Raw genomic sequence first — 21,108 nt, forward strand, 5'->3', positions numbered from 1 at the left:
AGAAATGAATTGCCCCTAACGCAGGCTGGCAAAGCGTGCGCCCAGCCACTTGGCCTGCTCGGCCAAGCCGTAGGGCGGGTTTAGCACAAACATGCCGGAGCCTACCATACCGTGACCGGGCCGTGCGGGCGCAAAGCGGACCTCGTGGCGCAACGCGCCTTCGTGTTGCGCGCTAAGCGCCTCCAGCATCGGCACATGCGCGCCATTGGTCAAAATCGGATACCACAGGGCGATGATGCCCACATTCCATGCGCGGTGCAGCTTTGCGATATGGCGGAAAATGGCGGTATAGTCGTCCTTGATCTCATAGCTTGGATCAATCAGCAGCATCCCGCGGCGTGGCGTGGGCGGGCACAGCGCAAAAGCGGTTTCGAACCCGTCGCGCAGGTGGATTTTGGCCCCTGTGGGCGACATGGCAAGCTCAAGCGCCGCGTGTTCGCGCGGGTGCAGCTCTGCCAGATGGATATGGTCTGTGGGGCGCAGCAGATGTGCGGCGATCATGGGCGAGCCGGGATAGGCATCGGCACCATCGCTTGCGGCAATCGCGTCCAGAACGCGGGCGTAAGGATGATCGCCTTTAAACCAGCCACGGGTTTGCGCAATCCCTGCCGCCGCTTCACCCGTCTTGCGCGATTCCTCTGCCGCCAGATCATAAAGCGCACGACCTGCGTGCGTCTCCAGATATGTCAGCGGCTTGTCCTTGCGCGTGAGATAATCAAGCATCCACGCCAGCAGGCTGTGTTTGTGAACATCGGCCAGATTCCCGGCGTGATAAATATGTTGGTAACTGAGCATACAACGGGTTTAGCGGATGCCTGCCTGTGCGCAACGGCTAATACCGGCGGTGCGGGCTGCGTGGTGCAGGATCGGCTGCGATTGTGGTGTGATCCGTCGTTTAGCGGTTCTTTAGTAATTTGTGCCCATAATCCCGACTAAACGGGGGCGCATATGTCAATTGAATTTATCGGTCAGGATAACCAGTTTGGGGTGGCAACGCGTGACAACGTTGGCACAGCTGAAGGCCAGTCAACATTCGATAACCCGCCGCAGGGGTCGAAAGATCTGGTTGTCACGACGAAAGATGGCGACACGGATCCACGGCTTTTCGAGCTGGGCGATACCTATGATGTTAGTTGGGGCGGACAGGTCGGGGGTAGCACGATCATTGACGCTGTTGTTGTCCGCTCGGACCCTGTGGGAGCCGACGGCACCGCCGGCGTTATTGTCTTTGAGGGGGTGGACGAAAATGGTGAGGTTGCTCAGGTGATCTGGACACCCGGGTTTGATCTGGAAGGGTGGTATGCGGATAACTACAACCCGTCGGCAGAGCCGCAGTTTTATACGACGGATTCTAATGCGGCTTACGATCACAGATTTGTCTGCTTTGCGTCCGAGACTCGGATCAGGACCCCCGACGGGTCAAAGGCCGCTGGCGCATTCAAGCGCGGTGATCTTGTCTCGACAAAGGATGCGGGTGATGTCGCGGTGTTGTGGGTGGGTCACCGGATTTGCGCAGCAGTAGGGCCGAACGCACCTGTCGTATTTGCGCAAGGCGCAATGGGCAATACCACGCCTATACGCCTCTCTCAGCAGCACCGTGTTTTGCTGAAATCACCCTATGTGCAGTATTATTTCGGCGTGGATGAGGCATTTGTGCCCGCAAAATCCTGCGTCAACGGCGACGATATCCTGATCATCCCACAGCCGCGCGTTTGCTACGTCCACCTACTGCTAGAGAAACACCACGTCGTCTCGGCCGAGGGGCTGGAATGCGAAAGCCTGTTTCTGGGGGATGAAGCTAGAAAACTACTCTACGCGATGCCCGAGCTTCAGGAGATAAAAAGTGCTACATCCGGACCCGCGGGGGACAACAGGACCGCAAGGCGCGTATTGAAAATGGAAGAAGCGCGGCTTGTCCTGCACCACGAGCGATTGGATCGGACCTTGGGAAGTACCCAGTTTACGGGCCAGAATTTTGGCCTGCAAAGTCAAATGCTTTGAAGTAGGGGCGCGCTGAGGCCGTCTACAGCCACCATAGGCTTGCCCCTCAGCGCATGCCACGGCTTTGCTACCCAGCAACACCCCTGATCTGGCATCAGCTTTTGCGCCGCAACAAGATCGTCGGGGGCGCGTGGCCCTGTCCTGCGCGGTCAGTAGGGCACAAACGCATCTATCGCGGTCGCGGCGTCAGACCAGCCGCGACATTTCTTTGGCGGCTTTTACAAAACCTTCGAACAGAGGATGCGGCTGGAATGGCTTCGACTTGAGTTCGGGGTGGAACTGTACGCCGATGAACCACGGGTGGTCGGACCATTCCACGATCTCGGGCAGTTTGCCATCGGGGGACATGCCCGAAAAGGTCATGCCCGCCTTTTCCAGCTGTTCGCGGTAGGCAATGTCTACCTCATAGCGGTGGCGGTGCCGTTCGTCGATCGACGTGGTGCCGTAGACTTCGGCCACTTTCGAGCCTTCGGTCAGCGTGGCGTCATAGGCGCCCAGACGCATGGTGCCACCTTTGTCATCGCCGACTTTCCGCTCAACCTTGTGATTGCCCTGCACCCATTCCTTGAGGTGATAGACCACTGGTTCAAAACGCTTTTTACCGGATTCGTGATCAAACTCTTCCGAGCCCGCAGCAGACAGGCCCGCAACATTGCGGGCGGCTTCGATCACGGCCATCTGCATGCCCAGACAGATGCCAAGATAGGGGACCTTGTTCTCACGCGCATATTGCGCGGCCTTGATCTTGCCCTCGGTGCCGCGCTCGCCAAAGCCGCCGGGCACAAGGATCGCGTGAAAGCCGCCAAGATGGGCGGCGACATCGTCGGATTTGTCAAACACCTCGGCGTCAACCCATTCTACCGAAACACTGACGCGGTTGGCCATGCCGCCGTGGGTCAGCGCCTCTTTGATGGATTTATAGGCATCCTCAAGCTGGACATATTTCCCCACAATCGCCACACGAACCTGCCCCTCGTGATTGTGGATGCGGTCGTAAACGTCGTGCCAAACGCTCAGATCGGGGCGCGGGGCGGGGGAGATGTCAAAGGCGTCCAGTACGGCCTGATCCAGCCCTTGCGCGTGATAGGCCAGCGGCGCCTCGTAAATGGATTTCAGATCATAGGCCGCAACAACCGCTTCTTTGCGCACGTTACAGAACAGCGCGATCTTCTGGCGCTCTTTCTCGGGAATCGGATGTTCGGAGCGGCACACAAGGATGTCGGGCGCGATGCCGATGCTTTGCAATTCCTTGACCGAGTGTTGGGTGGGCTTTGTTTTAAGCTCACCGCTGGCGGCGAGATAGGGCAGCAGCGTCAGGTGCATAAAGATACACTGACCGCGTGGTTTGTCGTGGGCGAACTGGCGGATCGCTTCAAAGAACGGCAGGCCTTCGATGTCGCCCACGGTGCCGCCGATTTCGCACAGCATAAAGTCGACTTCGTCTTCGTCTACGGCCAGAAAGTCTTTGATCTCGTTGGTGACGTGGGGGATCACCTGAATGGTTTTGCCAAGATAATCGCCGCGGCGTTCTTTCTCCAGCACGGTGGAATAGACGCGCCCCGACGAGACGGAATCAGTCTTGCGGGCTGCCACGCCTGTGAAACGCTCGTAATGGCCAAGGTCCAGATCGGTCTCGGCGCCGTCGTCTGTCACGAAAACTTCGCCATGCTCGAACGGGCTCATCGTGCCGGGATCGACGTTGAGGTAGGGGTCCAGCTTGCGCAGCCGTACCGAGAACCCGCGCGCTTGCAACAATGCGCCCAAAGCAGCCGAAGCAAGCCCTTTGCCAAGCGAGGATACCACACCACCGGTGATGAAAATATAGCGTGCCATTTTAAGGTCTCTCCCGTGCGCGTCTTGCGTCTTAACTGCATCAATTGGGCCTGCGATCAACCGGCCCAAAGGGGTGCGAATATCGCACCGCCACGGGGGTTCAGTCTAACAGGATTCGGAACCTCTGCGCAAGCGGTCAGCCGCAACATCATGTTGCGCGCCGGCCGTTTCCCTCAAGGTTTTGAGTTTCGTCTGTCTAGTCGAGTGTCGGGACCAGCGGTGCGTTGTCGCCCTCGGACGGTGGCAACAGATTGTTCAGGTCAGGCGTCGGCACGTCGCTTTGGCTTTGTGGTGGGGGCGAATCTGTCAAACGGTCCAGAACCGACACACCAGCGGATTTTTGTGCAGACAGGATGGTCAGCGTGATCGAGGTCACAACAAACGCGGCACCCAGAAGCCATGTCACCTTGCTCATCGGGGTGGCTGGTGGCCTTCCCGAGTTCGCGCCGCCACCGCCGCCGCCAATACCAAGGCCGCCGCCCTCCGAGCGTTGCAACAACACCACGCCAATCAGGCCGAGCGCAAGAATGAGGTGGATGATCAGGACGACATTTTCCATAGGGGTACGGGCTGCTCTTATCTGGGTCTGTTCTGTTTGGGGGTATCTAGGCACATTTAGCGCCATGGGCAAGGGAGGATGCGTGTCTGTCTGCACCTATGCGATGGACAAGGCGGATTTTGCGCGGCACTCTGCGCGGTATGCCACATGATAGCCACGACCATGATCACCCGCACACCCTTTTGCCGCCAGCGCCCGCGCTGCGCGTCAAAGCGCTTGAAACCATCCTGACGCAGAAGGGGTTGATCGACGCAGACGCGCTGGATGTGATCATCGACACCTACGAGAACAAGATCGGCCCGCGCAACGGCGCGCATGTGGTCGCAAAAGCGTGGAGCGACCCTGATTTCGCGGCCAGCCTGCGCGAGGACGCGGATGCGGCTTTGCTGGCGCTGGGCTATTACGGACGTCAGGGCGAGCATATGGTGGTGGTCGAGAACACGCCCGAAACCCACAACATGGTCGTTTGTACGTTGTGCAGTTGCTACCCGTGGCCATTGCTGGGCATTCCGCCCGGGTGGTACAAATCCGACGCCTACCGCGCCCGCGCCGTGCGCGAACCGCGTGCGGTATTGGCCGATTTTGGTGTGACCCTGCCCGAAGGCACCGCCGTGCGGGTCTGGGATTCGACAGCCGAGGTGCGCTACCTCGTGCTGCCCATGCGGCCCGAGGGCACAGAGGGCTGGTCCGAAGACGCGCTGATGGAACTGGTCAGCCGCGACAGTATGATCGGCACGGGCATCGCGCAGGTGCCGACATGAGCCACCTCCAGATCACAAACTGCGCAGGCGACGTGAGCAGCCCCCACAATATAGAAGGCGCAGGCGACGTGAGCAGCCCCCACAATATAGAAGGCGCAGGGGCGTGAGCCGCCCCCACGACATGGGCGGCCGTTTCGGCGATGGCCCCGTGGTGCCAGAGGCCGAAGACGTGAAGTTTCACGCGGATTGGCACCAGCGTGCGCTGGCGCTGACGCTGGCCGCAGGCAGCCTTGGCAAATGGAACATCGACGTCTCACGCCACGCGCGCGAATGCCTGCCGCCCAAGGATTACACCGCCTTCAGCTATTACGAGAAATGGATGGGCGGGCTGGCCGCTTTGTTGGTGCAGACGGGTGTGCTGAGCGTTGAGGAACTGGCAGGTAAGTCCAAGGCGGAAATCAGCGCATTGGCGGACAAGAAGCTGACTGCCGAACAGGTTGCTGCTGTGCTGGCCAAAGGTGGCCCCGCGGACCGCAAAAGTGATGTAGCACCGCTGTTCAAGGTGGGGGACGCAGTGAAAACCCGCCGCTTGGCGCAGAATACATTCGTTGCGGGCGGGCACACGCGCCTGCCGACCTATGCCGCTGGCGCCAAGGGCCGGATCGAGCGGTATCACGGAACGCATGTTTTCCCGGACAGCAACGCGCATGGTTTGGGCGAAGCGCCAGAGCCGCTTTATGCGGTGGTCTTTCCGGCGTCCGAGCTGTGGCAGCATCCCGAACACCCCCGCGACGAGGTTGTCCTGGACCTGTGGCAAAGCTATCTGAAACCGTTATGACCCGCGCACCAGAGCCCGCCTTTCAAGCCCCGTGGCACGCGCAGGTCTTTGCCTTGACCGTGCATCTGAACGAGGCGGGGCATTTTGTCTGGGCCGAGTGGGCGCAGCGGTTTGGTGCAACGCTCAGGGCGCATGGTCTGGCAAAAGAGCTGAACGGCGGCGACGATTACTTTACCGCCTGGGTCGAGACGCTAGAAAGCTTTTTGGGCGAAAAAGACATGGCGGACCCAACCGCACTGGAAAAGGCGCGGGGCGCGTGGGAGCATGCCTATTTGTCGACGCCGCACGGGCAGCCCGTTACACTGGATGGCGCTGTTGAGCCCTGACGGCCTCAATCCGCCCCACCCACCGTCCCGCAGTCAGGCATCGACATCGTCCACATCCGCCTGACCCGACAGCGCACGGCGCACAATGCTCCAGCTGAGGCCGATGGCCAGAACAAAGCTGAGGGCAGCAAGGCCCAGCCAGACGTTAAAGCTTGGATCGTCAAGGCGCAGCACGCCCAGATCATAAAGGACCCACAGGCCCGCTCCGACAACCGCAAGCACCAGAATCATCCCGAACGCGCCGATGCTGCGCAAGGTCGCCCGCAGGTAGATGATATAGCCAATCAACAGCACCAGCCCCGTCAGAACCGCAATCGAGACATTCATCCCGCCATAGCTGCGCACCCATTGCACATAGTTATACTCGGTCGGGTTAAACGTCGCTGCCAACAGCAAAAACGCGCAAACCCAACGTAAAAGAAAGCCCATGATACCTGCTCCACCTCTATATTTTCGGGCAATATCTTAGGGGGTGGCGTAAAAGTCTATGGGAAAGGCGCAGTTTGCGGTTCCATGCCGCCGCCCGCGCCGCTATACGGGCGCGGGTTTGCAACACGCATGCTGCGCAGATGCGCAGGCACGGAAGGAACATCATGGCCAATGTAGTTGTCGTAGGCGCCCAGTGGGGCGACGAAGGTAAAGGCAAGATCGTGGACTGGCTGAGCGAGCGTGCCGACGTCATCGCACGCTTTCAGGGCGGCCATAACGCGGGCCACACGCTGGTCATCGACGGAGAGGTCTTCAAGCTGAGCCTGCTGCCGTCGGGCATCGTGCGCGGTGGCAAGCTGTCTGTCATCGGCAACGGCGTTGTGCTGGACCCGTGGCACCTGAAAAGCGAGATCGAGGGCCTGCGCGGCCAAGGCGTGAACATCACGCCAGAGACGCTGATGATTGCCGAAAACACACCGCTTATCCTGCCCATCCACGGAGAGCTGGACCGCGCCCGTGAAGAGCAAACATCCGTGGCCAAGATCGGCACCACAGGGCGCGGCATTGGCCCCGCGTATGAGGACAAAGTCGGCCGCCGTTCGGTCCGCGTGGCGGACCTTGCCGATGATGCGACGCTGGAACTGCGCGTGGACCGTGCCTTGGTGCATCACGACGCGCTGCGCCGCGGCTTGGGCCTGGAACCTGTGGACCGCGCCCGCCTGCTGGCCGATCTGCGTGCGATTGCGCCAAGCGTGCTGGAATACGCAGCCCCCGTTTGGAAAATCCTCAACGAGAAACGCAAAGCGGGCAAGCGCATCCTGTTTGAAGGGGCGCAAGGCGCGCTGCTGGACATCGACTTTGGCACATACCCGTTTGTGACGTCATCCAACGTGATCGCGGGCCAAGCGGCGACAGGCACGGGCATCGGCCCCGGCTCGATTGATTTTGTGCTGGGCATCGTAAAGGCCTACACCACCCGCGTGGGCGAAGGCCCGTTTCCGGCCGAACTCAACGATGCAGATGGCCAACGTTTGGGCGAGCGGGGCCATGAATTCGGCACCGTCACAGGCCGCAAGCGCCGTTGTGGGTGGTTTGACGCGGTACTGGTGCGCCAGACTTGTGCGACATCAGGCGTGAACGGCATCTCCTTCACAAAGCTGGACGTGCTGGACGGGTTCGAGACGCTGAAAATCTGTGTGGCCTATGAGCTGGACGGTGAGCGCCTTGATTACCTGCCCACCGCCGCTGATCAACAGGCGCGCTGCACGCCGATCTACGAAGAAATGCCCGGCTGGTCACAATCGACCGAGGGCGCGCGCTCTTGGGCGGACCTGCCAGCGGAGGCCATCAAATACGTGCGCCGCGTGGAAGAGCTGATCGATTGCCCCGTCGCATTGCTCTCTACCTCGCCCGAGCGTGAGGACACGATTTTGGTCACGGACCCCTTTGCGGACTAAACGCCGCAATTGATTTTCGCGGGGCGCGGACCATCTGATGTCCCACGCCCCGCGACCAAAGGAGAAACGCATGGCCCTGACATACAAAGCCCGCCGCCGCTGGTCGCTGTTTGTGCTGCTGATCGGCCTGCCTGTGTATATTGTCGCGATGATCTGGCTGATTGCCCAGTTCGATCGCCCGCCATTCTGGGTAGAACTCATGATCTATATCGGGTCAGGCGTGATCTGGGCGTTCCCGATGAAGGCAATCTTCAAAGGTGTCGGCCAAGCAGACCCCGACAACCCCCAAGACCCGCTGGCGTGAAAGCACCGATCCCGATTTTGCTCTGCTGTGCCACTTTCTGACGATACATAAAGGCCAGACAGCCAAAAGGCGGGTCGCTAAACCCGCCTTTTCTATTCTGACTGTCGGCGTCCTAGCTGGCCGCGCGGGCATCGGGTTTGAAACCGATCTGCTCGGAGGCTTGGAAACGTCCGCCGCGCAGCTTTTCGATTTTGCCTTCGCGCAGCAGCTTCCCGAAAGACCGCAGCCCGTCTTCACGGGTAAAGTTTTCTTTCTCGACCTGACGGACCTTGGTCATCAGTTGGGGCCGCGAGAATTCTGCGTGGCCTTCAACGAATGACAGATAGGCCGCTGCCGCCTCCAGAAGATCAGGCAGCTCTGTGGCCCCCACATCGCTTGCGAAATCCGCAAAGCTGCCTTCGACCTCTGGCATCTCGGCCTCTGGTGCAGCGGCTGCGGCAACGCGGCGCGGGCGTACAGGTGTCACGCGGCGCGGTTCTGTCGTATCAATCCGCTGCTCCGCCACCAGTTTGAGCGGGGCAGGCCGCGGCTCGCTTGGACGTTCAGTGCGGGTACGCTCGGAGCTGGCAGGGCGGCGGGGGCGCACAACACTGGCCAGATCGTCACGGTAGGGTTCGTCGCTCTCGATTGCATCATCGGTGGCACCAACCGCCTCATCCGCCTTTTTCGCGGCAACGGCAGCGCGCAGATGGGCAAACGCATCGCGGCGGTTCGAGCCTTCAGGCTCTTCCATCTGCTGTTCGGTTTCTTCCATCAGCCGTGAGAAACTGTCGTCCGCAACTTGATCAAGTTGCGCACGCGGGGCTTTGGTGGTGTTCTCGGCAACGTCCAGGTCGGGCGCATCGTCGGCGTCATCATAGGCGTCGAGGTCGTCATAATCGTCGTCGATATCATCCTGACCATCGGCCTGAATATCCGCTTCAAGTTCCGCCAGCTCGCGGGCCAGCTCCTCCTCGGCCTCGTCACTCAGCGACGAGGTTTTGGCAGTGGCCGCAGGTGTGTCGTCGTCATATTCCTCGAGCTGGCCTGCCTGAATGGCGGCTTCCAGCGTTGCGCGCTTTACCTTCAGAACACGGGTGCGCGGGGCGGCTGGTTTCGGGGTTACTGTACCTTTTGGCGCGGCGGCTTCTGCCGGCGCTGGCTCTTGCGCGTCCTCGAACAGGTTCTCCGCGTCAGTTGCCGCATCCGCAGGCTCGCCCTTACCCATTGCGGTCATGATATTGTCGCTCAGATCTTCGGCGTCAAAATCATCGTCAAAGGTGTCGTCCTGGTCCTGCTGCGTGCTGTCTTCATCCGCTGCATCGGCTTCCAGACGGCTCAGGATCGCGGAGATGTCGTCGTCATCGCTTTCCTCGTCGTCCAGCGCCTCGTCGGCTGTCGGGATGTCGTGGGCGTCGTCTTCTTCCAGCGCATCCTCGATGTCGCGCAGCGTGTCCGCCAGCACATCGGTTTCTTCATCCGCGTCCGCATCAGCAACATCCGCCAGTGCGGCGGCGGCGGTGTTGCCATCGGCGTGCTGGTCTTCGGAATAATCGGGGGCTGCGTCCTCGTCCGGTTGTTGGGACACAACCGCACGGATCCGCTTGAGCTTGTCTGCGATGCTATCGGCACGGACCTGAGCGGCGGCAGGCTGAACCTCGATCACACCGTCCTCGACGGTGTTGGTGTCAGTGCTGTCGGCAAAGAACGCCTCTACCTCGGCGTCAGGCAAGCTGGGCACGATGTCGGGTTCGTCGATTGCGGGCGCGTCTTCTACGTCAGCTTTTTCGGTATGGGCCACTTCAGGCGCTTCCACGATGTCGGCCATTTCAGGCGCGTCTTCGACGTCGGCGGCTTCGGGCTCCACGGCTTCAACAGCACCTTCAACCGAATCGGCGGCCCCATCGCGGGTGTCTTCGACTTCGGTGGCGGCATGGTCCGCTTCGGCCTGATCGGCTTGCACATCATCTGTGTCTGGCAGCTCAGCCGCATCAGACGGGGCAGGGTCCTTGGCAGCTTGTGTCGCGACAAGGGCGGCCGCCTCTGGCGCGTTGTGGGCGGACAGAACGATGCGTCCCTTGTCCTCGCGGGCCTCGACATGGCGTGACATTTCACGCTGGGCAATGCGGGCCAGCATCTGTGCGTCCGGCTGCGGCGGCTCTGCGCCAAAGTATCGGTCGTCCGAGGCCAGATCGCGGAAATACTCGGCAATGGCTTTCATCGTCCCGAAGGAATCATCGAATCCCTCAAGGGTGCACGAAAAAGTGCCATATGAAACGGTAAGTATCTTGTTGTTATTAATCATCGGATGCTCGTCCTCTGCGTCTTTGTGATGAGACGTTTACCATGTTATCCAAGACCAAAGCGGCCCGAAACTGTGCCAGACGCGGTATCATTGTGTGGTGATATTGTGGCCGCGCACCAATTTCGGCACAAAGGCGTATGTCAAAAGCGCTCATTCAAAGTTCCGATCCAATTACCCTTATCGGCGGGGGGCAGGCTACCGCAGCAGATATTGCGGAGGTGTTAACCATCGCGCCGAAACTTGTTGCTGTCGACGGTGGGCTGGTCACGGCCTTGGCCGCAGGTGTCACGCCGCAGGCTGTGATCGGTGACATGGACAGCGCCCCCCCAGAGGCATTGGCCCGTATTCCCGATCGCCATCAGCACCGCGTAAGTGAACAACAAACTACCGATTTCGACAAGGCTCTTCGGTCGGTGGCGGCCCCTGTGGTGGTGGGGGTGGGCTTTTGCGGGGGGCGGCTGGACCACCAATTGGCGGCAATGCACACGCTTTTGGCCCATGCGGATCGCCCCTGTATTCTGCTCACCCCGACCGAGGCTGTGCTGATCGCGCCGCCTGATCTGTCGCTTGATATGGCGGCTGGGGATGTTGTTTCGCTGTTTCCGCTGGTGGCGGGTGCAGGCCGCAGCACGGGGCTGGAGTGGCCGATTGACGGGCTGGCGTTTGACCCCGCCACGTTTATCGGCACATCGAACCGTGCGTTAGGGCCGGTAAGTTTGCAGATAGAGGCGGCGGGCATAGTGCTGATCGTGCCGCGCCGATACCTCAGCCCGCTGGTGGCGCATTTCGTGCAAGGCGGCGCGCGTTGGCCTGCTCGCGGATGATAATATACAGTCCCGCCGCGATGGTCAGCGCGATGCCGTAAGCGGCCAGCCTGTCGGGCAGCTCGTTAAAGACCCAGAACCCGATAAGCGTGGCAAAGGGTATTTCAAGATATTGCATGGGTGCGACCGTGGCGCCGGGCGCAAAGCGCAGCGACCACGTCATCAACAGATGCGCGCCCGTGCCAAGGACGCCGATGGCCAGAAGCATGCTCTGGTCGAAAGCATCGGGCCAAACGAGAGTGAGGGGGGCAAAGCCGGCCGTGATGCCCAACGCAATCACAGGGAGCAGCATAACCGTCGCAATGGTGCCGCTGACCGCCTGCAAGGTGACCGCATCCACGTGTTTTGCGATCTGGCGCGTGGTGAGCATAAAAAGCGCAAAGACAACGGCCACGCCCAACGGCAGCAACGCCACCCATCCGACATCGCGAAAGTTCGGCTGGATCACCAAAAGCGTGCCAATGAACCCGACACTACAGGCCGCTAAACGGTGCGGGCCGACCTCTTCGCCCAGCACAAAGCGGCCCAGCAGCAGCATGATGAAGGGCATGACAAAGGCGATGGCTACCGCATCGGCAAGGGGCAGGTATTTCAACGCAGAAAACATCAGCGCGATGCCCGCGATATGAAGCACCGTGCGCAACACCACCAAGCGCCACAGCTCCGCAGACAGACGCCACGGCATGCGCAGGGCAATCACCACGGGCAACAGCAACGCGGCCTGCACCGCAAATCGCACCAGAACCAGCTGCCCCAACGGGATGCTGGCCCCCAGCAGTTTTGCCAAAGCATCCGCAAGCGGTGCAATGATGCAAAACCCCAACATGAGGAGGATACCAAGGGCGGGTTTATCGGCGGTCATAGCGCAGGGGTAGAGCGCGCAGACAGCCGAAGCAAGGCCGCGCGTTGCGCAAATGCAAAAGGGCCGCGCTGGTTGCGCGGCCCCTCTCTGGCATTTCGGCAGATGGGTTACAAAAGAGCCAACAGTTTTTCGGCCGCTTCCTCGGAGGAGGCGGGGTTCTGACCTGTAACCAGCTTGCCATCCGTGGTTACGAAGCTGGCCCAATCGTCGCCGCGCAGATAGACGCCGCCGTTCGCCTTGAGCATGTCTTCGACCAGAAACGGCACGATATCCGTCAGGCCAACCGCGTCTTCTTCGGAGTTGGTGAACCCAGTGACCTTCTTGCCCGCGACCAGTGGCTTGTCGCCCAGCTTGGTATCTTTAAAGATTGCAGGCGCGTGGCAGACCGCGCCGATGGGCAGGTCCTTGGCGGCGAATTCTTCGATCAGGCGGATGCTGTCGGCGTCTGTGGCAAGGTCCCAAAGCGGGCCGTGGCCACCGGGGTAGAACACCGCGTCATAGCCATCTGAAGTAATATCGCTAAGCACGGCGGTGTTGGCCAGCGCCTCTTGTGCTTCTTTGTCATCTTTGAAGCGTTTGGTGGCATCCGTTTGTGCATCATCCGTATCGCTTTTGGGATCAAGCGGCGGTTGACCGCCTTTGGGCGAGGCCAGCGTGACCTGCGCACCAGCGTCCTTCAGCGTGTAATAAGGCGCGGCGAATTCTTCGAGCCAGAAGCCCGTCTTTTCGCCAGTATCGCCAAGTTTGTCGTGGGAGGTGAGGATCATCAGAATGTTCATGTCGTGTCCTGTCGTTTGTGTTCTCACGCAATAGCTGCGCATCACGAAGGCAACGCAGGCGACAGCCAAACGTTCCAACGCCAGCCCTGATAATTGTCATGACCGGACGTCAACAGTTGGGAACGTTCACCGCCAATCCGCCAAGGGAGGTCTCTTTGTACTTCTCGCTCATATCCGCGCCGGTCTGGCGCATCGTTTCGATGCAGGCATCCAGCGGCACCAAATGCGTGCCGTCGCCGCGCAGCGCGAGGCTCGCGGCCGAGACGGCCTTGATCGCGCCCAGCCCGTTGCGTTCGATACAAGGCACCTGCACCAGTCCGCGCACAGGATCGCAGGTCATGCCCAGATGATGCTCCAGCGCGATTTCGGCTGCGTTTTCGACCTGTTGCGGTGTGCCGCCCATCACCGCACACAACGCGCCTGCCGACATCGCCGCGGCCGATCCGACCTCGGCCTGACACCCCGCTTCCGCGCCCGAGATCGAGGCGTTGAATTTCACCAGCCCGCCGATGGCTGCCGCCGTCAGCAAAAAATCCTCGATATGGCTTTCTGACGCGCCCGGCACATGGTCGAGGTAGTAGCGCAAGGTCGCGGGCATCACCCCCGCCGCGCCATTGGTGGGGGCGGTGACGACCTGACCGCCTGCGGCGTTTTCCTCGTTCACGGCCATGGCGTAAACGCTCATCCAGTCGTTTATCGTGTGGGGGGCGGATTGGTTGAGCCCGCGTTCGGCCAGTAGGGCGTCGTAGATACCCTTGGCGCGGCGTTTGACGTTCAGGCCACCGGGCAGGGTGCCGTCCGTCTCAAGCCCGCGGTTGATGCAATCGTTCATCACCTGCCACAGCCGCGCCGTGCCACTGCGCAGCTGCGCCGCACCGCCGCGCGATTCCTCGTTGGCGCGCTTCATTTGGGCGATATTCTTGCCCGAGGCCTGCGCCATCTCCAGCATCTCGGCGGCGGATTTGAACGGGTAGGGGACGGGCGCGCCCTCATCGGTGTTTTTCCCAGCGGCAAGTTCCGCTTCGGTCAGCACAAAACCGCCGCCGATTGAATAAAAGACCTGTCGCAAGGTGACATCGCCCTGCGCGTCCGTTGCCATCAGAGTCATGCCATTGGCATGGCCTGTCAGCGGTGTGTCATAGTCAAAGACCAGATCGGTCTTCGGGTTAAAGCGCAGCGGCGGCAGGCCGTCCACGGTGATAACATGCGCCTCCTCGATCCCTTTCAGGGTCTTCTCGGCACGGGCCGCGTCGTAATCTTCGGGCGTGAAGCCCGCCAGACCCAGCACAGTGGCGCGGTCAGTCGCGTGGCCGACGCCCGTGAACGCCAGACTGCCGTGTAGCGAGGCGCGCAGCCCAGTAAACTGGAACGGCGAGGCGCGCATCATGTCCAAAAACCGCGCCGCCGCCACCATCGGTCCCATTGTATGGGAGGACGAGGGGCCGATCCCCACTTTGAACATCTCGAAGACAGATAGAAACATCAGGTGGCACTCCCAAACGGTGGATTGGCATAGGTTGGGTTGGTGAAAGCTGTCTGGCCCAGCCGCTTGGCGGTTTGCAGGGCGCGGGTGCAGGGCAATGCCTCAAGCTCCACCCAAAGCTGCGCCAGCGCGGTGTAGGTGGCCAGATCAAACCAATCGCGGCTGTGATCCGTAGGGTATCGCGCACACCACCGCAGACAGCCCCACAGATAGGACATCATGGCAGGGGGCAACACGCTACCAAATCCTGCGGGTAAATCGGCAGCCACCGCATTCCGGGTGGCCAATGCGCGGTCTACCAGTGCAGTGTCGGACGGTACCTCCGAATGATCAACCGCAAGGCAGATGATCGGTGACGCGTTGTCAGGGGCGTAGTGAGGCACATAGGTCATGGCGCTTTTGTGCCTGCCCGCAGCAAAAGGCACCAGCCTGAAAACGACCATCTGGCGGCCAATAGGACCTCACACGAAACGCGCCGATCGCGGGCACCGCATAATTGCCTCTCGCACCGCGTTCACTTCTTTCTTATAAGCGCGAGGGAATCTAAAGGGAGCTGCCCCATGTCCTCTGATCTGTCCCCCATCGACAAGGCGAAATTCGTCGCCGCCAAACGTGCCGCGCAATTTGTAGAAAACGGCATGCGTGTCGGTCTTGGCACAGGCTCCACCGCCGCGTGGCTGGTCCGTTGTCTGGGCGAGATGGTCCGCGACGAGGGGCTGAAAATTCGCGGCGTTCCGACCTCCAGCCGCACCGCGCAACTGGCCCGCGAAGTGGGGATCGAAGTGATCTCTCTGGACGAGGCAAAGTGGCTGGACCTGACCATCGACGGTGCCGATGAATTCGACGGCGACCAGAACCTGATCAAAGGCGGCGGCGGCGCGCTGTTGCAAGAAAAGATCGTGGCAACTGCCAGCGACCAGATGATCGTGATCGCGGATGTCGGCAAAGAGGTCGAACATCTGGGCGCCTTCCCGCTGCCTATCGAAGTGATCCCCTTTGGTTGGCAAACCACGCAGGCGCTGGTTGAAGAAACGCTGATCTCGATGGATGTGCTGGGCCGCTCCAGCACGTTGCGCATGAATGGCGACCGCCCGTTCATGACGGACGAGGGCAACCACATCCTTGATCTGCATCTAGGCCGCATCGGCAATGCACGGCAGCTGGCGCTGGTGATCAACCAGATGCCTGGGGTGGTCGAGAACGGCCTGTTCATCGACATCTGTGACACGGTTGTTCTGGGCTACGGCGACGGCCGCGTTGAAGTGCGCGACATCAACGAAGGCACCGTCGCAACCGAACGGCTGGACTTTGTCGAAAGCGACAATCTGTTCTCTGACCTGAGCGATTAAGCCCCCAAAACCATAAGCCCCGAACCCGGTAGCCGCACCATTCAGTGCGGCAGGCCAAGTGCGGTCACGCCTGACCTGCGCAGCCAAAGGACACGGCCCAGCAGCGTTACAACCCGCAGCTCTCAATGCGGTGTCGGGGCGATCAGTTGCGTCAAGGCCAGCAGCGCGGTCACGATCATCAGATCGGGTGCCCGCATCCGGAAGGCGCACATGGCCCGCACCCGGTGCGGCACCAGCGCACATGTTTTTGAGCGACGGCGATATGGTCATTACGCGCAGGGGGCGCTAGACAGTTCGTAAGGCATCAACATAGCGGAGAGACCCCATGGCTGACGATCAATTCGACTACGACCTGTTTGTGATCGGCGGCGGCTCGGGCGGGGTGCGCGCGGCAAGGGTGGCTGCGGGCGAATACGGCGCACGCGTCGGGCTGGCCGAGGAAGACCGCTATGGCGGGACTTGCGTGATCCGTGGCTGCGTGCCCAAAAAGCTGATGGTCTTTGCCTCAACCTACCGCGACATGTTCCAAGACGCCCGCGACTACGGGTGGAGCGTCAGCGACGGCCCCTTTGACTGGCACGTGTTTGCCGCCAAAATGCGGGCCGAGCTTGACCGTCTTGAAGGTGTGTACCGTAAGCTGCTCGACGGGACCGGTGTGGACAAGTTCGACGCCCGTGCAACGCTGAAAGACGCGCATACTGTCACCCTGTCTACGGGCGAGGAAAAGACCGCAAAGCATATCCTTATCGCGACGGGCGGCCGCCCTGTGCGTCCTGACATGAAAAACGCCGATCTTGGTCTGATCTCGGACGATATCTTTGATCTCGAAAAACTGCCGCGCTCCATGCTGATTATCGGTGGTGGCTATATCGCCTGCGAGTTTGCCTGCATTTTGCATGGTCTGGGCGTGGATGTGAGCATGTATTATCGCGGGGGCCAGATCCTCAACGGGTTCGACGACGAGACGCGCGCGCTGATTGCGGGGCAGATGGCGGCACGGGGCATCGACATGCAGCCGGGCTCAAGCGTGCTGGAAATGGAAGAGCGCGAAGGCGGCATCTGGACCAAGTCCACCCAAGGTGTCGAGAAAATCTATGACCACCTGTTCTTTGCCACGGGCCGTGCGCCCAATTCGAACGATATGGGGCTGGAGGAGCTGGGCATCAAATTGGGCCGCAACGGTGCGATTGAAGTCGATGAATACAGCCAGACCGCTGTGCCCTCTGTTTACGCCATCGGCGATGTGACCGACCGTGTGAACCTGACACCTGTGGCCATCCGCGAAGGCATGGCCTTTGTGCAGACCGTCTTTGGCGCAGAGCCGACGCCGGTAGATCACGAGCTGATCCCCTCTGCCGTCTTCACCCAGCCCGAAATGGGCACCGTCGGCCTGAGCGAGGAAGACGCCCGCGAGCAAGAGCCGATCGAGGTTTATGCCACATCGTTCAAGCCGATGCAGACATCCTTTGCGGGCCGTGAGGACCGCGTGATGATGAAGCTGATCGTGAGCCAGAAAACCCGCGTGGTGCTGGGCTGTCATATCGTCGCACCGCAAGCGGGCGAGATGATCCAGCTGGCAGGCATCGCCGTGAAAATGGGCGCCACAAAAGAACAGTTTGACCAGACCTGCGCGGTCCACCCCACCATGTCCGAGGAACTGGTGACCATGCGCACGCCGACGCGGACTTGATACCCCGACAGATTTTACGTTTTGCGGTGGGGCCGTAAATCAGCCAAACCTTGAAATAACGCGACAGACGACCAACTTAGATATCATACGACAAGCCTGCCCCGACGGGGCGACTTTGAAGAGGAAAATACATATGGCTGGCAACACAGGCGGTCCTTGGGGCGGCGGTGGCAATTCAGGCGGCGGCGGTAACGGCGGCGGCGGAAACAACGGCGGTGGAAACCGTGGCAACAACGGCGGCGGCGGCAATGGCGGCGGCGGCGGTGACAAGCCCCCAATCCCTGAAATCGACGAGCTGGTCAAAAAAGGTCAAGAACAGTTGCGCGTGTTGATGGGCGGCGGTGGCCGCACCAATGGCACCGGCGGTGGCGGTACAGGCGGCGGTGGTGGCCCCGCGCTCACCCGCGGCACGGTCGGTATCGGCGTGCTGGTGGCTGCGGCTGCATGGCTCTTCGCCTCGACCTATACGGTCCGCCCCGAACAGCAATCAATCGAGCTTTTCTTGGGTAAATTCTCGGGCATCGGCACCGAGGGCCTGAATTTTGCCCCATGGCCTGTTGTCACGGCGGAAGTCTTTGACGTCACCACCAACCGCACCGAGACATTGGGCATCAGCCGTGGGGGCAGTGGCAATGACGGCCTGATGCTGACCACGGACGAGAACATCGTCGACATCGACTTTCAGGTGGTCTGGAACATCAAAGACGCCGAGCAGTTCAAATTCTCCCTGCGCGATCCCGATGCTTCCGTGCGGGCGATCTCCGAATCCGCCATGCGCGAAGTGATCGCACAGTCCGAGCTGGCCCCGATCCTCAACCGTGATCGTGGTTTGGTCGAAGAGCAGGTAAAAGCGCTCATCCAGACGACGCTGGACAACCGCGAGACAGGCATCAACGTCCTGCGTGTCAACGTGAACAAGGTTGACCCGCCCTCGCGCACGGTTGTTGTGACCGATGCAAATGGTGCCTCGTCGCAGGTGTCTGTTGTGGATGCCTTCCGCGATGTGCAAGCCGCCGAGCAAGAGCGTGACCGGCTGGAGCGTCAGGCCGATGCCTATGCCAACCAGAAAACCGCCGAAGCCCGCGGTGAAAGCGCCAAGCTGCTGGAAGCGGCCGAAGGCTACCGCGCGCGCGAAGTCAACGGCGCCATCGGTGAGGCCTCGCGCTTCGAGGCGGTTCTGACCGAATATGCGGCCGCCCCCGAAGTGACCCGCAAGCGTCTGTATCTCGAGACGATGGAGAAAGTCTTTGGTGGCGTCGACAAGATCATCCTTGAGAATAACACAGGCGGCGGTGCTGGTGGGCAGGGGGTTGTCCCTTATCTCCCGCTCAATGAATTGCGCCGTTCCGGAGGAAACAACTGATGAATAAATCCAGTTTTCTGATCCCCATTCTGGTGATTGCCGTCGCAGGTATCATGTCGTCCGTCTTTGTCGTGGACGAGCGTGAAAAGGCGCTGGTTCTGCGCTTTGGCCAGATCAAACAGGTCGTGACCGAGCCTGGCCTTGGGTTCAAAGTGCCGATGGTAGACGAGATTGCGCGCTTCGAGGATCGTATCCTTTCGCTCGAAACGCCTGTGATCGAAGTCACACCCGCCGATGACCGCCGCTTGGAAATCGACGCCTTCGTGCTCTACCGCATCGACGATGTGGTGCAATACCGTCAGGCCGTGGGCTCGGGCGGTGAGAACCGCGCGGCAAATGACCTCAGCGGTATTCTCGAATCGCAAATCCGCGCCGTTCTGGGCTCGCAGGGTGTGACCTCCAACACCATCCTGTCGCCAGAGCGTTCCGCCCTGATGGACCAAATTCGCGTGCGCTCTGATGCGCGTGCGAATGCGCTGGGTCTTGAGGTCGTGGATGTGCGCCTGCGCCAGACAAACCTGCCCGAGCAAAACTTTGACGCGACCCTGCAACGCATGATCGCCGAACGGGAGCGTGAAGCCACGGACGAGCGTGCCCGTGGCCGTGAGGCGGCCCAGCGTGTGACCGCCCTTGCGGACCGTACGTTTGAGGAGATCATCTCGGAAGCGCGCCGCGATGCGCGGATCATTGAGGGTGAAGCCGACGCCGAGCGGAACCGCATTTTCGCGGAAGCTTATTCCAAGGACCCCGAGTTCTTTGAATTCTACCGCTCGCTCGCGGCATATGAGGAATCTCTGAAGGGTAATAACTCGACAATGGTTCTGTCGCCCGACAGTGAATTCTTCAACTACCTGCGCTCCGATCAGGGGTCGCGCTCGGAAGAGGGCGAAAACCGCTAGGACCGACAAATTAAAACTTCCGACAAGGGCCGCACCGCAAGGAGCGGCCCTTTGCATTTGGGCACAGGCTGCATCGCTATTTGCCCAAGGCTCAGATCGCAAACCCCTTTACATAGTCGCTTAGATGGATGCCAAAACGGCGTTGGAACGCCCGCCGCATACGTTGCAGATCGCCAAACCCGCTTGCCCGCGCGACTTGTTTGAGCGGCAGCCCGTCCGCGATCAACCCGCGGGCGTGATCCACCCGCACCCGTTCGACAAATTGCGCAGGCGTTTCTTGCAGATCACGTTTGAAGTGGCGGGTCAGGGTGCGCGGGTTCATGCCCGCCTCTTGCGCCAGCGCATCCAGCGACCAGTCCAGATGCGGTACGCTGACGATCCGCTCGATCAATCGGGTCAGCGCGCCTTGGGGCGCAAACTGGCTGGCTAGATTGATGGAGAACTGGCTTTGCCCGCCCGTGCGGCGCAGCTGCACCACCAGTTCGCGGGCAACCGACAGCGCAACAGAAGGGCCGCAATCGTCTCGGATTATCGACAAGGCCAGATCAATCCCCGTCGTCACCCCCGCAGAGGTAAAGACCCGACCGTCCGCGCAATATATCTGGTCAAGATCCCAAGCCACATCTGGGTGCTGTTGAGTATCCCTCTCCCGCGACCAATGGGTTGTCGCCGCACGCCCCTCCAACACCCCCGCCGCCGCCAAAAGCAAAGCCCCCGAACAGATCGAGATAACGCGCCCGTTGGGTTTGCGGTGCAGGTGGCTGGCGATCACCGCACGAACATGCGTGTCAGGCAGCAGCGCATCAATGCCCCGCCCGCCGGGGATCAGCAGATCGTCGCTGGCGGTATCGCCGGACAGCGCGGCGTCGGGCACCAGCCGCATCCCGCAACCAGCCCGCACCGCGCCTCCGTCAGCCGAGACATATCTGATGTCATACGCCTTCGCCCCCATCCGCATCGCGGTGTCAAAGGCCTGCGCCGGCCCTGACACATCGAGCATGTTGACATCATCAAACAGCAAAACATCAATGCTGCGGGTGCGCGGGGTGTCTGTATTTGATGCCATTTTGACATTGTAGACATGGTGGCCGCAATTTACCAATGGGTAACACCGTCTGAACAGGAAA

General features: G+C 60.7%; 21 protein-coding genes. 11 read left to right on the plus strand and 10 right to left on the minus strand.

All coding sequences use genetic code 11. The annotated features are described in order from the left end of the window. Positions 1–15: 15 nt before the first annotated feature. Positions 16–795: a 23S rRNA (adenine(2030)-N(6))-methyltransferase RlmJ gene (gene rlmJ, locus ABMC88_RS06075; RefSeq protein WP_349575944.1), complete on the minus strand. Its 780-nt coding sequence runs from the start codon at positions 793–795 to the stop codon at positions 16–18. A gap of 153 nt (positions 796–948) precedes the next feature. On the opposite strand from rlmJ, the gene ABMC88_RS06080 reads away from it, so the two are divergent. Continuing rightward, positions 949–2,001 (plus strand): Hint domain-containing protein, encoded by a 1,053-nt coding sequence (locus ABMC88_RS06080; protein WP_349575945.1) that lies wholly within the window; start codon positions 949–951, stop codon positions 1,999–2,001. A gap of 186 nt (positions 2,002–2,187) precedes the next feature. Here the strand turns inward: ABMC88_RS06080 and pyrG are convergent, their stop codons facing one another. After that, on the minus strand, positions 2,188–3,834 hold the full coding sequence (gene pyrG / locus ABMC88_RS06085; protein ID WP_349575946.1) for a CTP synthase: 1,647 nt from the start codon (positions 3,832–3,834) through the stop codon (positions 2,188–2,190). 196 nt (positions 3,835–4,030) lie between these two features. Then, positions 4,031–4,393 (minus strand): preprotein translocase subunit SecG, encoded by a 363-nt coding sequence (secG, locus tag ABMC88_RS06090; RefSeq protein ID WP_349575947.1) that lies wholly within the window; start codon positions 4,391–4,393, stop codon positions 4,031–4,033. A 140-nt stretch (positions 4,394–4,533) separates the two neighbouring features. Here secG and nthA point away from each other — a divergent pair, with 140 nt between their 5' ends. From nthA to ABMC88_RS06105, 3 genes are all read left to right on the plus strand, one after another. Continuing rightward, positions 4,534–5,154 carry a nitrile hydratase subunit alpha gene (nthA, locus tag ABMC88_RS06095; RefSeq protein ID WP_349575948.1) on the plus strand — a complete coding sequence of 207 codons (621 nt, stop codon included), beginning with the start codon at positions 4,534–4,536 and terminating at the stop codon, positions 5,152–5,154. Positions 5,155–5,257: 103 nt separating this feature from the next. After that, positions 5,258–5,932 carry a nitrile hydratase subunit beta gene (gene nthB, locus ABMC88_RS06100; protein WP_349575949.1) on the plus strand — a complete coding sequence of 225 codons (675 nt, stop codon included), beginning with the start codon at positions 5,258–5,260 and terminating at the stop codon, positions 5,930–5,932. Continuing rightward, the gene (locus tag ABMC88_RS06105) at positions 5,929–6,258 is read left to right on the plus strand and encodes a nitrile hydratase accessory protein (RefSeq protein WP_349575950.1); all 330 of its coding nucleotides are present in this window, start codon (positions 5,929–5,931) and stop codon (positions 6,256–6,258) included. The genes nthB and ABMC88_RS06105 overlap by 4 nt, the downstream gene beginning before the upstream one ends. 33 nt (positions 6,259–6,291) lie before the next feature. Here the strand turns inward: ABMC88_RS06105 and ABMC88_RS06110 are convergent, their stop codons facing one another. Then, entirely contained in the window at positions 6,292–6,687 is a 396-nt protein-coding gene (locus tag ABMC88_RS06110; RefSeq protein WP_349575951.1) for a DUF6524 family protein, read from the minus strand. Positions 6,688–6,851: 164 nt separating this feature from the next. Between ABMC88_RS06110 and ABMC88_RS06115 the strand changes: the two genes are divergently transcribed. Next, a complete protein-coding gene (locus tag ABMC88_RS06115; protein ID WP_349575952.1) occupies positions 6,852–8,144 on the plus strand; it encodes an adenylosuccinate synthase in 1,293 nt (430 codons plus the stop codon). Between the two features lie 70 nt (positions 8,145–8,214). Further along, positions 8,215–8,448, plus strand: coding sequence for a DUF2842 domain-containing protein (locus ABMC88_RS06120; RefSeq protein WP_349575953.1), 234 nt, complete (start codon positions 8,215–8,217; stop codon positions 8,446–8,448). A gap of 112 nt (positions 8,449–8,560) precedes the next feature. On the opposite strand, the gene ABMC88_RS06125 is transcribed toward ABMC88_RS06120, so the two are convergent. After that, entirely contained in the window at positions 8,561–10,648 is a 2,088-nt protein-coding gene (locus ABMC88_RS06125; protein ID WP_349575954.1) for a hypothetical protein, read from the minus strand. A gap of 221 nt (positions 10,649–10,869) precedes the next feature. On the opposite strand from ABMC88_RS06125, the gene ABMC88_RS06130 reads away from it, so the two are divergent. Then, positions 10,870–11,556, plus strand: coding sequence for a thiamine diphosphokinase (locus tag ABMC88_RS06130; RefSeq protein ID WP_349575955.1), 687 nt, complete (start codon positions 10,870–10,872; stop codon positions 11,554–11,556). Here ABMC88_RS06130 and ABMC88_RS06135 read toward each other — a convergent pair. From ABMC88_RS06135 to ABMC88_RS06150, 4 genes are all read right to left on the minus strand, one after another. Next, a complete protein-coding gene (locus tag ABMC88_RS06135; RefSeq protein WP_349575956.1) occupies positions 11,498–12,418 on the minus strand; it encodes a DMT family transporter in 921 nt (306 codons plus the stop codon). The genes ABMC88_RS06130 and ABMC88_RS06135 overlap by 59 nt on opposite strands. A gap of 107 nt (positions 12,419–12,525) precedes the next feature. Beyond that, positions 12,526–13,197, minus strand: coding sequence for a type 1 glutamine amidotransferase domain-containing protein (locus tag ABMC88_RS06140; protein WP_349575957.1), 672 nt, complete (start codon positions 13,195–13,197; stop codon positions 12,526–12,528). Positions 13,198–13,306: 109 nt separating this feature from the next. After that, a complete protein-coding gene (locus ABMC88_RS06145; protein WP_349575958.1) occupies positions 13,307–14,680 on the minus strand; it encodes an L-serine ammonia-lyase in 1,374 nt (457 codons plus the stop codon). Beyond that, entirely contained in the window at positions 14,680–15,072 is a 393-nt protein-coding gene (locus ABMC88_RS06150) for a hypothetical protein (protein ID WP_349575959.1), read from the minus strand. The genes ABMC88_RS06145 and ABMC88_RS06150 overlap by 1 nt, the downstream gene beginning before the upstream one ends. Before the next feature lie 168 nt (positions 15,073–15,240). On the opposite strand from ABMC88_RS06150, the gene rpiA reads away from it, so the two are divergent. The 4 genes from rpiA to hflC all read left to right on the plus strand — a co-directional run bounded on the left by rpiA (position 15,241) and on the right by hflC (position 19,981). Next, positions 15,241–16,029 (plus strand): ribose-5-phosphate isomerase RpiA, encoded by a 789-nt coding sequence (gene rpiA, locus ABMC88_RS06155; RefSeq protein ID WP_349575960.1) that lies wholly within the window; start codon positions 15,241–15,243, stop codon positions 16,027–16,029. Between the two features lie 325 nt (positions 16,030–16,354). Further along, on the plus strand, positions 16,355–17,719 hold the full coding sequence (gorA, locus tag ABMC88_RS06160; protein WP_349575961.1) for a glutathione-disulfide reductase: 1,365 nt from the start codon (positions 16,355–16,357) through the stop codon (positions 17,717–17,719). A 133-nt stretch (positions 17,720–17,852) separates the two neighbouring features. Then, complete coding sequence (hflK, locus tag ABMC88_RS06165; RefSeq protein ID WP_349575962.1) at positions 17,853–19,082, plus strand: FtsH protease activity modulator HflK; 1,230 nt, start codon at positions 17,853–17,855, stop codon at positions 19,080–19,082. Continuing rightward, on the plus strand, positions 19,082–19,981 hold the full coding sequence (hflC, locus tag ABMC88_RS06170; protein ID WP_349575963.1) for a protease modulator HflC: 900 nt from the start codon (positions 19,082–19,084) through the stop codon (positions 19,979–19,981). The genes hflK and hflC overlap by 1 nt, the downstream gene beginning before the upstream one ends. Before the next feature lie 91 nt (positions 19,982–20,072). Here hflC and ABMC88_RS06175 read toward each other — a convergent pair whose 3' ends face one another. Next, positions 20,073–21,047: a GlxA family transcriptional regulator gene (locus ABMC88_RS06175; RefSeq protein WP_349575964.1), complete on the minus strand. Its 975-nt coding sequence runs from the start codon at positions 21,045–21,047 to the stop codon at positions 20,073–20,075. Positions 21,048–21,108 lie beyond the last annotated feature (61 nt).

Source organism: Sulfitobacter aquimarinus (assembly GCF_040149565.1).
Taxonomy (GTDB): domain Bacteria; phylum Pseudomonadota; class Alphaproteobacteria; order Rhodobacterales; family Rhodobacteraceae; genus Sulfitobacter; species Sulfitobacter aquimarinus.

Bases quoted from the DNA above. Each gene is read 5' to 3' on its own strand.
- rlmJ (WP_349575944.1), bottom strand. From the start codon at position 795: ATGCTCAGTTACCAACATATTTATCACGCCGGGAATCTGGCCGATGTT.
- ABMC88_RS06080 (WP_349575945.1), top strand. From the start codon at position 949: ATGTCAATTGAATTTATCGGTCAGGATAACCAGTTTGGGGTGGCAACG.
- pyrG (WP_349575946.1), bottom strand. From the start codon at position 3,834: ATGGCACGCTATATTTTCATCACCGGTGGTGTGGTATCCTCGCTTGGC.
- secG (WP_349575947.1), bottom strand. From the start codon at position 4,393: ATGGAAAATGTCGTCCTGATCATCCACCTCATTCTTGCGCTCGGCCTG.
- nthA (WP_349575948.1), top strand. From the start codon at position 4,534: ATGCCACATGATAGCCACGACCATGATCACCCGCACACCCTTTTGCCG.
- ABMC88_RS06105 (WP_349575950.1), top strand. From the start codon at position 5,929: ATGACCCGCGCACCAGAGCCCGCCTTTCAAGCCCCGTGGCACGCGCAG.
- ABMC88_RS06110 (WP_349575951.1), bottom strand. From the start codon at position 6,687: ATGGGCTTTCTTTTACGTTGGGTTTGCGCGTTTTTGCTGTTGGCAGCG.
- ABMC88_RS06115 (WP_349575952.1), top strand. From the start codon at position 6,852: ATGGCCAATGTAGTTGTCGTAGGCGCCCAGTGGGGCGACGAAGGTAAA.
- ABMC88_RS06120 (WP_349575953.1), top strand. From the start codon at position 8,215: ATGGCCCTGACATACAAAGCCCGCCGCCGCTGGTCGCTGTTTGTGCTG.
- ABMC88_RS06125 (WP_349575954.1), bottom strand. From the start codon at position 10,648: ATGAAAGCCATTGCCGAGTATTTCCGCGATCTGGCCTCGGACGACCGA.
- ABMC88_RS06130 (WP_349575955.1), top strand. From the start codon at position 10,870: ATGTCAAAAGCGCTCATTCAAAGTTCCGATCCAATTACCCTTATCGGC.
- ABMC88_RS06135 (WP_349575956.1), bottom strand. From the start codon at position 12,418: ATGACCGCCGATAAACCCGCCCTTGGTATCCTCCTCATGTTGGGGTTT.
- ABMC88_RS06140 (WP_349575957.1), bottom strand. From the start codon at position 13,197: ATGAACATTCTGATGATCCTCACCTCCCACGACAAACTTGGCGATACT.
- ABMC88_RS06145 (WP_349575958.1), bottom strand. From the start codon at position 14,680: ATGTTTCTATCTGTCTTCGAGATGTTCAAAGTGGGGATCGGCCCCTCG.
- ABMC88_RS06150 (WP_349575959.1), bottom strand. From the start codon at position 15,072: ATGACCTATGTGCCTCACTACGCCCCTGACAACGCGTCACCGATCATC.
- rpiA (WP_349575960.1), top strand. From the start codon at position 15,241: ATGTCCTCTGATCTGTCCCCCATCGACAAGGCGAAATTCGTCGCCGCC.
- gorA (WP_349575961.1), top strand. From the start codon at position 16,355: ATGGCTGACGATCAATTCGACTACGACCTGTTTGTGATCGGCGGCGGC.
- hflK (WP_349575962.1), top strand. From the start codon at position 17,853: ATGGCTGGCAACACAGGCGGTCCTTGGGGCGGCGGTGGCAATTCAGGC.
- hflC (WP_349575963.1), top strand. From the start codon at position 19,082: ATGAATAAATCCAGTTTTCTGATCCCCATTCTGGTGATTGCCGTCGCA.
- ABMC88_RS06175 (WP_349575964.1), bottom strand. From the start codon at position 21,047: ATGGCATCAAATACAGACACCCCGCGCACCCGCAGCATTGATGTTTTG.